This window comes from Maricaulis sp. MIT060901, from assembly GCF_047123815.1.
Lineage (GTDB): Bacteria > Pseudomonadota > Alphaproteobacteria > Caulobacterales > Maricaulaceae > Maricaulis.
On the sequence record NZ_CP138920.1, the window covers coordinates 1,355,851 to 1,369,881 of the forward strand.

Annotated in this window: 10 protein-coding genes; 4 read left to right on the plus strand and 6 right to left on the minus strand. The window is 58.7% G+C overall.

The annotated features are described in order from the left end of the window. Positions 1-288 precede the first annotated feature (288 nt). The 6 genes from SIC17_RS06710 to SIC17_RS06735 all read right to left on the minus strand — a co-directional run bounded on the left by SIC17_RS06710 (position 289) and on the right by SIC17_RS06735 (position 7,998). Complete coding sequence (locus SIC17_RS06710) at positions 289-789, minus strand: hypothetical protein (protein ID WP_412546764.1); 501 nt, start codon at positions 787-789, stop codon at positions 289-291. After that, the gene (locus tag SIC17_RS06715) at positions 789-1,550 is read right to left on the minus strand and encodes a class I SAM-dependent methyltransferase (protein ID WP_412546765.1); all 762 of its coding nucleotides are present in this window, start codon (positions 1,548-1,550) and stop codon (positions 789-791) included. Before SIC17_RS06715 ends, SIC17_RS06710 begins: the two co-directional genes overlap by 1 nt. A gap of 122 nt (positions 1,551-1,672) precedes the next feature. Further along, positions 1,673-2,368, minus strand: coding sequence for an IS6 family transposase (locus SIC17_RS06720; protein ID WP_412546766.1), 696 nt, complete (start codon positions 2,366-2,368; stop codon positions 1,673-1,675). Positions 2,369-2,460: 92 nt separating this feature from the next. Beyond that, positions 2,461-3,477, minus strand: a complete 1,017-nt coding sequence (locus tag SIC17_RS06725) for a LacI family DNA-binding transcriptional regulator (RefSeq protein ID WP_291891091.1) — start codon at positions 3,475-3,477, stop codon at positions 2,461-2,463. Between the two features lie 17 nt (positions 3,478-3,494). Next, the gene (locus SIC17_RS06730) at positions 3,495-4,820 is read right to left on the minus strand and encodes an MFS transporter (RefSeq protein WP_412546767.1); all 1,326 of its coding nucleotides are present in this window, start codon (positions 4,818-4,820) and stop codon (positions 3,495-3,497) included. Positions 4,821-4,965: 145 nt separating this feature from the next. Beyond that, complete coding sequence (locus SIC17_RS06735; RefSeq protein ID WP_412546768.1) at positions 4,966-7,998, minus strand: TonB-dependent receptor; 3,033 nt, start codon at positions 7,996-7,998, stop codon at positions 4,966-4,968. A 180-nt stretch (positions 7,999-8,178) separates the two neighbouring features. Here SIC17_RS06735 and SIC17_RS06740 point away from each other — a divergent pair, with 180 nt between their 5' ends. The 4 genes from SIC17_RS06740 to SIC17_RS06755 are packed head-to-tail and all read left to right on the plus strand — an operon-like array spanning position 8,179 to position 13,974. Continuing rightward, the gene (locus tag SIC17_RS06740; RefSeq protein ID WP_412546769.1) at positions 8,179-9,690 is read left to right on the plus strand and encodes a tryptophan halogenase family protein; all 1,512 of its coding nucleotides are present in this window, start codon (positions 8,179-8,181) and stop codon (positions 9,688-9,690) included. Further along, positions 9,687-10,922, plus strand: a complete 1,236-nt coding sequence (locus tag SIC17_RS06745; protein WP_412546770.1) for a tryptophan 7-halogenase — start codon at positions 9,687-9,689, stop codon at positions 10,920-10,922. The genes SIC17_RS06740 and SIC17_RS06745 overlap by 4 nt, the downstream gene beginning before the upstream one ends. Then, the gene (locus SIC17_RS06750; RefSeq protein ID WP_412546771.1) at positions 10,919-12,445 is read left to right on the plus strand and encodes a tryptophan halogenase family protein; all 1,527 of its coding nucleotides are present in this window, start codon (positions 10,919-10,921) and stop codon (positions 12,443-12,445) included. Before SIC17_RS06745 ends, SIC17_RS06750 begins: the two co-directional genes overlap by 4 nt. After that, complete coding sequence (locus SIC17_RS06755) at positions 12,442-13,974, plus strand: tryptophan halogenase family protein (protein ID WP_412546772.1); 1,533 nt, start codon at positions 12,442-12,444, stop codon at positions 13,972-13,974. Before SIC17_RS06750 ends, SIC17_RS06755 begins: the two co-directional genes overlap by 4 nt. Positions 13,975-14,031: the final 57 nt, after the last annotated feature.

Sequence of the window (14,031 nt, forward strand, 5' to 3'; positions counted from 1 at the left end):
CACGACGACGCGCTCAAACCAATTTTCCTCTGACAACGCCCTTGCGGGAGTGTCATGCGGCGTGGCCTCCGCAGCTTCGTCAGGAGCAATTGGGTGATCGGGAGCACTTTCAGAGCAGGCACCCAGGCTACCCAACAGAGCTGCGGCGCTGACGCCACTCCAGATCTTCGAAGTTCGGCGAATTGACATGGTTGCACCCCCGGAGATTTCACTACCAATTGTGGTGCTTACTACTTGCTTATGATAATCGTTCGCAAGAAGAAATTTCAGCCGCGGCGGATTTTCCCATCAATGCAACGCCGAGGACTGAACGAGCCCAAGCGACCGTGTTGCAGGTTTTCGTGCCGCACTACGAGTGATTTCGCATTCGATAACAAGCAGCTCCGCATTTCGGAAGTGGTGGCCCAGTCGTTCCATGATCTCGATGACCTCATTTGAGGGCGGGCGCCCGAAGAGCCATTCCAGGTGGGACGACATAGTTGGCACATCACCCCTCAGAGCCGCCGCCAGCGTACACACAAGGGTCAACTCGTCAGGTGTAATCCGTGCGGACCCGGGCGCGGAGAGTGTTACTTTCCGGCGCCCCTCCCAGCCCAGAGCGCTGACCAGCTCGGCCAGCCCAGCCAAGACATCACCTGACGCATGACCAAATCCGTCGCGAAATGTCCTGCGAAGTGTGCAACATCCACCTGCGCCACGCGCGAGGGCCCGAAACCCGAGCATGAAGTAGCCTGCCCCCATCCCGAGTTCAGGCAGGAAAAGGTTGGAAAGGAGCCGCGATTTAGCCATCAGCGCAGTTCCTCCACGTCGGGCGCGGGTAGTGTGCGTTCCAACTTGCGCCATAACCAGCACTCAATGCCGAGCGCAGAAAAGATAAGCGTGGGTCGCTCGAAGCCCACCTCAGACATCAAGACAGATTGCTGTCCCGGTGCGAGGGGATGCAACTCGCTTGCCAATCTGTCCAATGTTTGGGAGCCATGCGATTGATCGCCGCTCATGTCGAGCAACCAATTGGAGTAGCTTGAGCGAAGGTCGAAAAGTCGTGTTGTGAGATCCGCGATAAGTAGTGGGGCGCCGGGCTCTAGTACTTCCGCGAGCTTTGAAAGGTACGCCCCCTTTTCCCCTGTTTCCACCGGCATGAAGTGAGACACGAACAAGCTCGTCGCTCCTGCAAACGGTTCGGAGAAATGGGCATCCTCAAGGGCGCACCGACTAAATGCGGTGCGCTCTGAGACGCCCGTATGTTCCGCACGGCGACGCGCGACATCGAGCATGTCCTTTGAAGGGTCCAGGCCTCTCACTCGCCAGTGGATGGACTGATAGGCAAGTTCGACAAGTTCCGCGCCGGTCCCAGCCCCTGCGACAAGCACGTTAGCTGGGCGATCCCCAATTTCGCTGAGCATCACGGGGCCGACCAGTTCCAATAACGCGGAATATCCTGGAACCAAGCGTCGGATATCACGATCATAGTCTCTCGCCCGTGCTCCGGAAAACTTGGAAACTATGAATCGGTTTGCAGTGTGATTGCGAATAATCGTTGGCGGGTTCATGAAAACTCCGATGCGACGCGAACATGATAATGAGATTTATTCGCAATAATTCAAGTCAGTCGTTCAACCGGTGCTGTCAGACGAAAACGGATCGGTCTCGAAAGACCGAGATCGAACCTAACTCAGGCCGCGAGTTGACGCCATTCGGCCAGGGCTTGAGTACGGTTTTCCTTGAAATCTTCGCGGCGGTAGAAATGACGTTCAAGGTTGAAGTGGTTGTGGATGCAGGACTGGACGGCGGCGAACTTTTGAAGACTTCGCATCGACCTGAACCGGTTCATGATTTTCTCTCGCCGGCGCAGCGGCTGATGCGAGTTTTCAGCTCTGTTGTTCAGCCACCTCGCGGTCGCCTGGCGATGCGCAATTCCCAGATCACGAAGCGCCGCCTTGTCGGACGGTAGCTTGTCAGTGACGACTTGATCCGGCGCCCCATATCGCTTCATCGCCTTACGCAGAAACTTTAGCGCAGTCTTGCGATCCCGCCGCTTGGTGACAAACGCTTCAAGCACTTCACCCTCATGATCGACGGCCCGCCAGAGATAGTGGAGTTCGCCGTTTATCCGGACGAAAACTTCGTCGAGATACCAGGTCCAGTTTGAGTAGTTAGTGTTCTGGAGGCGGCGTCTTCGGATCGACTTCGCGAAAAGTGGACCGAACCAGTTCCACCAGAAACGCACTGTCTCATGCGTGATGTCGATGCCGCGCTCGTGCAGCAGATCTTCGACGTTCCTCAGCGAAAGCGGGAAGCGGATGTACATCATCACGGCCAGGCGGATGATTTCGGGTGAAGTTTTAAAGTATCGGAACGGATTGCGCATCGCGCGACGCTAGGAAACTGGCGCTCCACTCTCAAGCCAGAGTTCCTCTGACACTGCCGTTTTTACGCTGACCGCGCCGCCCCGCCAATCCTCTAGATCCGGGCGACAGAATCCCGCTCGATCAGCTTGTAGTCGAGACATTCGACCACGCCTGAGGACTCATCCTCCCCGAGTGACTCGATCAATCTGGCAACGGCAACCGCACCGTATTCGAGCAAGGGCTGGCGTACTGTCGTCAGGGCTGGCCAAGTCTTGTCGGCGATCTCGGAATCATCGAACCCTACAACAGAGAGTTCTCCCGGAACTGACACCCCCAGACGATGCGCAGCCATGATGATGCCGGCGGCCATGTCGTCATTCGCCGCAAAAACCGCGGTGGGTCGGTCCTTGCGTTTGAGCAGCTCATCACCCGCCTTCAGCCCCGACGCGAATTCGAACGTTCCCGGCAGCACCAGTTCGGAGCGGAAGGGCAAGCCCGCAGCCTCCAGAGCCTCGCGATATCCCTTGAAACGTTCCTGGGTGGCGTTCTGGTCTTCCTTGCCACGCTGGAAGGCTATGGATTTGTGCCCGTGATCAATCAGGTAACGGGTCAGATCGCGCGCCGCGGCGCGCTCGTCGATCATGACGGTGCGCACGGAACCGCTAAGGTCGTGCGGCCCCACACGGGCGATGCGAACGTCAAACTCACTGAGCACCTCTGCCAGCCGGTCGTCATTGGACAGAGGCGGAACCAGCAACAGCCCGTCCGGCCGGCTCGCTTCCATCAATTTGGAAAACTTCGCGTGCAACTGGCCCCAATCCAGATCGGCGATATTCTCCACCAGTGAGATCATGAGATGATACCCCTTCTCCTGGCAGGCCTGGACCGCGCCAAACTGGACCGCGTTCACATAACTCGACCGGTGCGAGTGGGAGATCATGTGGATGGAATAGCTCCGCCGGCCACGCAATTGCCGGGCCGAGGTCGAGGGCACATACCCTACCTCTTCAGCTGCCTTTCGCACCCGCTCGCGCAGATCCTCTTTCACATGCGGTTCGTTGTTCAGGACACGCGAAACCGTCTTGATCGACACACCTGCCTTTTCGGCAACATCCACCATGCGAGCCATGCGCGGGACCTCCGGGTCTAGCTATTCCTGATGCGGTCGACGATTTCCGCATGCAGTGTTCGATTGAGCGGTAGTTGGGACAGCATCAGCGAGGAGAGAAACAGCAGAATGGCCGGTGCTGCGAAGATGTAAAGCTGTAAATACCCTGCCGTTTCAGTCGTTTGCTGTTCAAGTCCGGTATCATAGCCAATCCAGGTCAAGACCATGCCGACGATCAGCCCCATCAAACCGCCCGCGGACTTCTGAACCAGCAGGACCGACCCGAACACCGCGCCTTCATTTCGCTTGCCGCTCTGCCACTGGCCGTATTCGACGGTGTCAGGCACCAGAGCCCAGACCAGAACGCCAAAGCCGCCAAAGCCGATCCCGTAAAGCAGGATCTGCAGGGGAACACCGGCAACCAGAACAGGCTGTGTCAGCGCCAGCCAGAGACCGCCACCGATCACGATCCAGCACGCAGCGACCCAGGCGCGCTTCTTCCCATACCGATGCACTGCCATGGTCCAGACCGGGACCGACAACAGGATGGCGATCGCATAGATTGTCAGCACGGTCTCCTTGGCCGCAAAGACGTGTGCGTGTGCCTCGATGTAGAAGGCGAGTGTGATCTGGAAGGTCGCGCCGGCTGCCGATTGAAGGAAGATCGCGCCGAGCAGGACGCCCAGCGCCGAATTGGACAGGATCGCCTTCACGAACGCTGCCATGGAGAAATCGCTCTCCTGAGATGTACCGAGCTCTTCTTCCTTCGTTGCGAAGAAACATACTGCCAAGGCGATCGTGGCCAGAAAACCGCCTACCAGAGCTGCAATCAGAAAACCGCCCGGCGCCGTGTCGGAGCCATCGCCGAAATGCCGGACAATGGGGAACCAAGTGCCGGAAATGGCAAACAGGCCGAGGAAGGCAAATCCCATCCTCGTGCCCGAAAGCAGGGTCCGCTCACCGCTGTCATAACTCAAGCGAGAGGCTAGCGCGGCGTAAGGAACTGCGACCAGCGTGTAGCAGGTGCGGAACAACATGTGCGCTGCCACCATGAAAAGGAAGAGCATTAGCCCCTCGAGGGGTGGGATCCAGAAGAGCAGGACGAAACACAAGCCCAACAGCGTTCCGCCGCCCAACAGATAGGGGCGATAGGTACCCCAGCGTGTCCGTGTTTTCTGCGCCCAGTTAGCAACGGCCACATCGGACACCGCGTCCCACATCGTACCGATGAAATAGATCAACCCGGCCTGGTTAGGTGGCAGCCCTACGACCTCGGCATACCAGAACACAAGGATCAGCGAGAGCGCATTCCAGTAGATGTTCAGTCCGAAATCACCAACGCCATATCCAAGATAGGTCCGCAAGCCCGCTCCATTTCAGAATCAAATACTTCCCGTCACATGTTGCGTGGATCGCCCGGGCATTGTCCACCGTTGTCGGGCAGGAAAAGAAAGGGCGGCGGGTTGCTTTAACCCGCCGCCAGTTACCCTAGAGAGAGGGTGCAAGCGTCTAGAAGCGACCGCGAATTATGAAAGCGAAGCGCCTGTCATTGCGGAAGAAGCTCCGCGGGGCCGTGATCAGCTGATCGTTGATCACCGAGCTGGTCTCGGAGACCTCATCCAGCAGATTTACACCCTGGACACCGACGGTAATGCCGTCGGTCAGGTTGTAGAAGAAGGCCCCATCCAGCTGGCCGGTCGACTCATGGACGATCGGGGTAAATGGATAGATCACGTCACGAACCGTCAGCGTATAGTCGGAACGCCAATTGTAGGCGAGACGCGCGCTCCACTGATCGGTTTCCATGAAGCCAACCATGTTGAACGTGTGTTCGGACATAAGCGGCAGGCCCAGCGCCGAGACGTCAAAGTTCGGAGCGCCACCACGACCGTTCGGCTCGTCATTCTTCGGACCGATATTCGGAATGCCCTGGGCGTCGATGTAGGTGTAGTTCGCCTGGACCCCCAAACCGGACCAGATACCGGGCAGCTCGTCAAAGGTTTGCTGGTAAGCCACCTCGAAGCCCTGGATCTCGCCGCTGTCGGAGGCATTGCCAACACCATCCACATCAACCGTGAAAGTCTGACCGTTGTTTTCGATATCTCGCTGGATCACCGCTGGAACAATGAAATTGTCCAGGCTCTTGTGGAAGAGCGAGAAGGTCAACGAGCCGACATCCGCGAAGTACCACTCGAAGGCAAGGTCATACTGATCAGCGATGATCGGATCGAGCTGAACATTACCCGTCGAGACCTGCGGGCCAAGCCAGGCTCCGGTGACCGGATCATCATCGCCGCGTGCAATCACCAGATTGCTCTTCATCAGACCGAAGTCCGGACGGCGCATGGCACGCGATGCACCAAAGCGGATCTGGAATTCCTCGGAAACACCGAAGAGAACATTCAGGCTGGGCAACCAGTTGTCATAGGTATTGCTGTCGGAAAGCTCTGTATTTGTGCCATCTGCCCAAGTCGCAAAGGCATTGCGAACCGCCGAGGTTTCCAAACAGAGTCCCGGAGGCGTACCGACGATAGCAGCACAGAAATCATCCGGCGTTTGGGCACCGAAATAGAGCGAGGCATCCGGGAATGAGAGCGCGCCAACGGCGGTCGTTTCAGTCTCCACATAACGCAGACCCACATTACCGCTGATAGTCATGCCCGAGGTGAAAGCCTCGTTGGAGAAGTCCAGGCGACCGTAAAATGCGGTCGTGTCCTGGCTGACATCGGTGATTTCCGACGGCAGGAACGAGGTTCCGGCAACAACACCGCCGCGCTGTGCGAGCGGCACCCAGCCGCCATTGCCAGCAGCGTTGCGAAGGGACATCAGATCGGCGACGGCGACGTCATAATTGTCGCCGAGCGGACCGGTGTAGAACGGAACACCCCCCTCAAGGCCGGTCGCCATGCCACGCTGGTAGTCATTAAAATCATACAGCTCGAAAGTGCCCGCCGGGATAGCCGGATTATCGAGTGCAAACGGTGCATTCCAAGTCGCTGAGATATTACCCCAGTTATAGGTGGAGCTGCGAACAATCTGGTCGCGCTCGGAGCGACGGGCACCGAAGCGCACGGACTGCAGCCAACTATCACCTTCAAAATCGTATTCGGCGTCACCGCGGAAAGAGACCGCCTCCCCCTCATTGTCGGAAAGATGGTCCATAGCCGAGCGAATGTAATAGTTTCCGAGGTCGCTGAAATACGGGTTGGAACCATCACTTGGTGCGCGATAGACGACGCTCGGCACCTCACCACCCATGTCCAGTTCGATATCGGAGAAGAATGCCGCGTGAACAGTCACATCCGCAATATCTACTTCGGACTCAACAAACTGGAGATCGAAGCTGGTGCGGAAACGATCTGTCGGTGCCCAGGAGAGGTTGAAACCCCAGTCCGTCGTGACGGACTCGTCAACCTTGCCGCGGGTCAGCGCCAGCTGGCGCACACCGTTTAGCGGGTGGGTCGGGTCGTTGGAACGCCAACCCACGCTCTCGGAAATCACGCCGCTTTCAAACAGGCCATCATCTCCAAACTCGAAGCTCGTACCCGCTGCCGGAATGATCGTCGGACCGCTATCAATGCTTGGCTCGACCGCACGCTCGCTCCACGCGTTCTCATAGGACGCACGGAAGAACTGGGCCGTTGCTTCCAGCTCGCCACTGGCACTGCGCCACTGGGCAGCTGCGGAGATGGTGTCGCGATCGCGATCAAAAAGCTGTGTCCGGATACCCGCGCCCGAAGGAACATACAGATCCTGCCCGTCGCCTGGATCACGGTCCAGCCATTCGGCAACCAGGGTGCCGTCCGCGCGGGACTGAAGGTTGGAATAGGACGCGCCAATCAGGAAGCCGAATTCGGACCCGTCTGACATCTCCCAGCTATCCGCATAGATCGCGGACGCGGTCGGCGTCAGCTCGTCGGCAAAGTCGGTGTAATTGCCTTCAAGCGTGAAGGCGAGAAGACGACCATTCTCGTCGAACGGCAGGCGCGTATTCAGATTGACGGTGCCGGCCAGTCCACCTTCGATCATGTCGGCGGACTGGTTCTTGAAGACCTCCACCGAGCCAAGCATTTCCGGGGACACATCGTTGAAGCCGATCTGCTGGCCATTATCCGCGGAAAACACGTCACGGCCATTCAGTTCACTGCGGGCGAAGTTCAGGCCACGAATGATCGCGCCGGATCCTTCAACGGAGAAGTGGTCTGGGTCGTTCTCGCCATCGAAACGCGTAATATTGATACCCGGGACACGCTGCAGCGCTTCGGATACGGAACGGTCCGGCAGAGCGCCGATATCTTCCGCCGTTACTGCATCCACCAGGACATCGGAATTGCGACGGATTTCCTGTGCCGAGCGCAGGCTCGAACGGATGCCGCGGACCGTGATGACGTCAGAGTCGCTTGCTTGTGTGTCTTCATCTGCATCCTGTGCCATCGCAGCGGGCGCGCCCATCGCGATTGCCAGGGCCAGGACGGAGGCACCTGCCCACGCTTTCGTCCTGAAATCCGGTTTGGATTTTCCGGATACACCGTTGAATTTCATCAAAATTCTCCCCTCATTGAAGCGCGCCGCCTTTTATTGACAGCGTTGTCAATTGCTGTCACCTTCAACTAAACACTTCGATCTGTCAAGAATAACAAATCGAAGAATCTGAAAGATCAGTGTCCGGAACCGGCAAACAATGCATGATTTGCCGCACGACGCAGGGGAGAAAATTCGGTGATGAGGGCGAAAAAGCGCATCGTCATTGTCGGCGGCGGAACCGCAGGGTGGATGGCTGCTGCTGCCCTGTCTTCCATGCTGCCCAGACAGGAGTTTTCCATCGATCTCGTCGAGTCCGAACAGATCGGCATTATCGGTGTGGGTGAGGCTACGCTGCCGCATCTGCGTCACTTCAATGAAACCATCGGCGTCGACGAAACCGAATTCCTCAAAGCCACCTCGGCGACGTTGAAACTGGGCATAGAATTCGTGAACTGGGGCGATGTCGGCGAGCGTTACATCCACCCGTTCGGGGATTTCGGCCGCACGATCCAGGGGGCCAAATTCCACCAGGTCTGGCGCAAACTCAATCCCGACGCGAGCGCTGGTGATATCGGCAAGTATTCTTTACCCGTACGCATGTGCGAAGCTGGCAAATTCGACTTTCCAGAATCCGATTACCGCGCAATTACATCAACTTATGGATATGCCTACCAGTTTGACGCAACCCGGTACGCGCCTTTCCTGCGCAAGATCGCAGAGGGTCGTGGAGTTCGGCGCACCGAAGGTATTGTCAACGCTGTCAATCAAGCCAGTGAAAACGGCGACATCGTCTCGATAGAGCTTGACAATGGAGCCCTGCTCACAGGCGACTACTTTATCGATTGCACAGGGTTTCGCGGCGTTCTCATCGATCAGACACTCAAGGCCGGTTACGAGGACTGGTCGCACTGGCTTCCCTGTGACCGGGCTGTCGCAGTTCCATCCGCTGCAACATCGCCCATCCTGCCCTACACCCGAGCGACCGCGCACGAAGCCGGGTGGCAGTGGCGCATTCCGCTCCAGCACCGCATGGGCAACGGCCATGTCTATTCCAGCAGCTTTATTGATGACGACAAAGCCGAGGCAATTCTGCGCGCGAACATCGAGGGTGAGCTGAAAGCCGAACCACGCGTGCTGCGCTTTAGGACCGGACGCCGCAAACAGTTCTGGTCGAGGAATTGCGTGTCCGTCGGACTGGCCAGTGGTTTCCTGGAGCCGCTGGAATCCACCAGCATCCACCTGACCCAACTGGCGATCACCAATTTCATCGAACTCTTGCCCGTGAGTTCCGACATGTCGCGTGAACGCGATGAGTACAATGCTATCATGGCCCGCGAGTTCGAACGCGTCCGCGACTTCCTGATCCTGCATTATCACGTCACCCGCCGGCATGATTCCGCGTTTTGGAACCATGTACGAACTATGGAGATTCCTACAACGCTACAGGAGAAGATCGATCTCTTCAGCGCTCGCGGACGCGTGGCGCGTTACCAGCAAGGTCTGTTTCTCGAACCCAGCTGGCTTGCCGTCTACCTAGGACAGGGACTGATACCCGCACAGCCGGATGGCTCCGCAAGCCAGCTGGATGACGCAGAATTGGCTGCTCGGATTGCGGCACTGGACAGCGAAATCGGTTCCGCCGTCTCGCGGATGCCCCATCACGACAACAAGCTGGCTGCGCTGGTTCAAGCCGGGAGGGCGGCCCAGTGAGCCGACCGATCGAAACAATAGCCATTCTCGGCTCGGGCATTGAAGCAGCGCTGTCGGCGTTTGTGCTCAAACAGCGCACCGGCCTCTCCATAGCGCGGTTCGCTGAAACAGAGACGCCAGCACTCTCACCGGTACATACAGTTCTAACCCCGTCAGCGCTTCAGCGCCTGGAGACAGCAGGACTGGGCCTGCGCGACCTGCTCGCCCTTCCGGGCAGCCTGCCCTCGCTGGGCCAGATGATCGTGACCGACCAGCAAACCAGCTGTAACCCTTTTGGATCACGTGGCATCGACTGGGCCGGGATCGGTTTTCACCATCACTGGCTGCGTGCGCGCCAGGGCGGACTTCGCTTGCCCTACGCCGCCTTTTCTCCGGCCTATCGGGCGATGCAGGAAAACCGTTTCGCGCCACCAGACCAACGCAATCTCATCGGGCCCCTTCAGCACGAGTCCGGCCTGCACGTGCATCCAGAAGCGCTGTTTGAGCGCCTCGTTGAAGGGACCAGCGTCCAACCACTTGCAGCGGCCGCAAACGCCGTCGAAGCAGACCTTGTCATTGATGCACGCGAACGATCGAACGAGCTCCAGATCTCAGCCCAAAGCGGTGAACAGCCATTTTCGACCTGGCGCGCTTCCACGACCGGCTGGACGATTACGATTCCGCTGCGCAATGAGCCCCTCGAATATCCCCTGGCGGGTGGTGATGAAGACCAACTGATCAAACAGCCCTGGCGAGGCAATCAGGTCTCCATCGGACAAGCCGCCTACAGCGGCCCGAGCTTGCCCGGTCTCGCGACAGAGCGCGTCCTGCACGAGCTGGACCTGTTGGTCGAACTGCTGCCGGATCGGGATTGTCATCCCGCCGAGACGTCGCAATACAATCGCATCTGGACTGAGGAAATGAACGAGCTGCGCGCGCTAACCACATTGTATCTTGGTGGCGACGATGCACGCACTTCAGAACGACTCAGGATGTTCAAACACCGCGGCTATGTGCGTCCGCTGGACACGGACCTGGTCACGGCCAGTGACTGGGTCGTGCACGCCCTGGCGCTGGACCATGTGCCGGAACATTTTGATCCATTGTCGATGCGGCTGGATGATGCTCGTCTGAAACAGGAACTCGGCCAATTGCTTCAGCGCATCAACGTGGTCAGCGGGGAATTCCCGCCGCTGTCGGTCTACCTCCAGGCGATCGACAAGGCGCTCGGCCAATCCCGGGAGACCGCATGACCAGCAATCGCATATTCAGTGTCGTCATCGCGGGTGGCGGAACCGCCGGGTGGATGACAGCCGCGGCGCTGTCCAAATTCATCCTGCCTGCCGGCGTGCGTGTTGAGCTGATCGAATCTGACGCAATCGGTACGGTCGGTGTCGGCGAAGCGAGCATTCCCGGCATCGCCGATTTCAATCGAATGCTCGGGATTACCGAGCCCGACTTCATTGCCGCAACCAGGGGCAGCTACAAACTCGGCATCGAATTTGTTGACTGGGGTGCGATCGGCGAGCGCTATCTCCACCCGTTCGGGGATTACGGATTTCCGATGCAGGGCGAGGATTTCCACCATTTCTGGAACCGCGCCCGTCTGCTCGGCGAAGACCACGCGCTTGAGGCCTATTCCATGTGTTGCATGGCCGCGCGTGCAGGCAAGTTCATGCTGCCGGTCAACGATCCGCAATCACCCGTTTCCCAGATGCGTCACGCCTATCATTTCGACGCCGGCCTCTATGCGCGGTTCCTGCGCCAGTACGCTGAAGCAAGAGGCGTTGTTCGGCATGAAGGCCGCATCGCCACCGTCGAGCGCGATGGCGAGCGCGGTGCAATCCGGGCCCTGGGCATTGATGATGGACCCCGCCTTGAAGCCGATCTGTTTGTCGACTGCACAGGTTTCCGGGGGCTGTTGATTGGGCAGGAACTGGGCGTTGCCTATCAGGACTGGCGTGAATGGCTGCCCTGCGACCGGGCCATTGCTCTACCTTCCGAGCGAGATGAGACGACACCACCCTATACCCGCGCTACCGCGCGCGAAGCCGGCTGGCAATGGCGTATTCCGCTGCAACACCGTGTCGGCAATGGTTACGTCTACTCCTCCGCCCACACGGATGACGAACGCGCCCTGGACGTGTTGACCCGCAACATTGAAGGCACCCCCTTGGCCGAACCCAACCATCTGCGTTTCACGCCTGGCCGCCGCGACCGTTTCTGGGAGAAGAATTGCGTGGCCATCGGTCTCTCCTCGGGCTTCCTGGAACCGCTTGAATCAACCTCCATCCATCTGATCCAGGAAGGCGTGAGCAAACTGCTGGCGCTGTTTCCGCGCCATGGCATCAGCGCGCGTGAGACCGCGCGCTACAACGCGATCATGGCCGATTCATTTGATTACATCCGTGACTTCCTGATCCTGCACTACAATGCAACCCGCCGGAACGACTCCGCTTTCTGGGACCATGTTCGCACCATGCAGATCCCGGACAGCCTGAGCCAGACCCTGGAGCTTTTCCGAGAAAATGGCCGTTTCTTTGCCCACAAGGGAGACCTCTTTACCCTGACCAGCTGGCTCGCGGTGATGGTCGGGCAAGGCATTCTGCCAAAAGCCTATTCGCCGGTCGCTGACAGTCTGGCGAGCGACGAGCTGGCCCGGACACTGCGCGACATGCGGGAGACCTACGCCATGGCCGCAAGCAAGATGCCGCCGCATGACGCCTTCATCAAGCACGTGCTTGGCAAGGCCGAGACACAAGGAGAGCTCGCATGAGCGTCGACCCCATCCGTTCGGTCTTGATTGTGGGAGGTGGCACTGCCGGCTGGATGACAGCCGCGGCCCTGTCCAAGATTTTCGCGGACCACGACCTTCGGATCCAGCTGATCGAGTCCGAGCAGATCGGCACAGTCGGCGTCGGCGAAGCGACGATCCCCCAGATCCTTCTGTTCAACCGCATGCTGGGCATCGACGAAAACGAGTTCATCAAGGCAACCCAGGCGACTTTCAAACTGGGCATCGAATTCGAGGGATGGCGGCGCGAAGGCCATTCCTATCTGCACCCTTTCGGCTCCTATGGCAGCGACATGGACGGGGTGATGTTTCATCACTTCTGGCTCAATGCCCGCCAGCGCGGATATGAGGTTGAGCTGCCGGAATTCTGCCTCCAGGTGCTCGCCGCCCGCGAGGGACGCTTCCTGCGACCAGTGCCCAATGCCAAGAACTCCCCGCTCGGCCATATCGCCTATGCCTTCCAGTTCGATGCGGGCCTGTATGCGAACTATCTGCGCCAGTACGCGGAGGCTCAAGGGGTCGAGCGCATCGAGAGCCGGATTGAACACACACGCCTCGACGAGGAAAGCGGCCACCTGACCTCAGTGAAACTGGAGGATGGTCGCGAATTCTCGGCCGATTTTTTCGTCGATTGCTCAGGGTTTCGCGGGCTCTTGATCGAACAGGCACTGGAAACCGGATACGAGGACTGGAGTGCCTGGCTGCCCTGTAACCGGGCGCTGGCGGTTCCGTCGGAACGTGTACGTGAGCCAGACCCGTTCACCCGCTCGACCGCCCGCCCGGCGGGCTGGCAATGGCACATCCCGCTGCAACACCGAACCGGCAATGGCCATGTCTATTGCTCTGATCATATGAGTGATGACGAGGCTGCCCGTATTCTGCTGGACAATCTGGAGGGCCGCCCCCTGCGAGACCCGATCCAGCTGCGCTTTGTGACCGGACATCGTCGCAAGTTCTGGAACCGGAATGTGCTGGCGATTGGCCTCGCTGCGGGATTCATGGAACCCTTGGAATCCACCAGCATCCACCTGATCCAGAGTGGGATAGCGCGCTTGATGACGCTCTTCCCGGATCGCAGTTTCAACCCGGCCGACATCGATGAGTACAACCGTCTAACGCTGCAGGAATACGAGTATGTGCGTGATTTTCTGGTCCTGCATTATCGCCAGACCGAGCGCGATGATAGCGAGTTCTGGCGGCGCTGCCGAAACCTGCCGATGACCGACCACCTCGCTCGCAAACTCGAGCTCTATCGCACCAATGGTCGCGTCTATCGCGAGAAGGACGAGCTGTTCAACGAAACCAGCTGGCTCGCCGTCATGGACGGTCAGGGCGTAGAACCCCGGGGCCATCACCCCTTGGTCTCAAGCCTGGGCGATCGCGAGGTTAATGCCCGGCTGGAACAGATCCTGTCAGTGATCCGGGCATCCGCGGATCATATGCCCAGCCACGCGGACTTCATCGCGGAACACTGCGCCGCCGAACCGGATATGCTGTCGGAGACCGTGTAGGAGTTCTCAAATGCTTGTTCTTGCCGCCAGCCTGCTCGCTGCCCTGCAGCCCGCGCC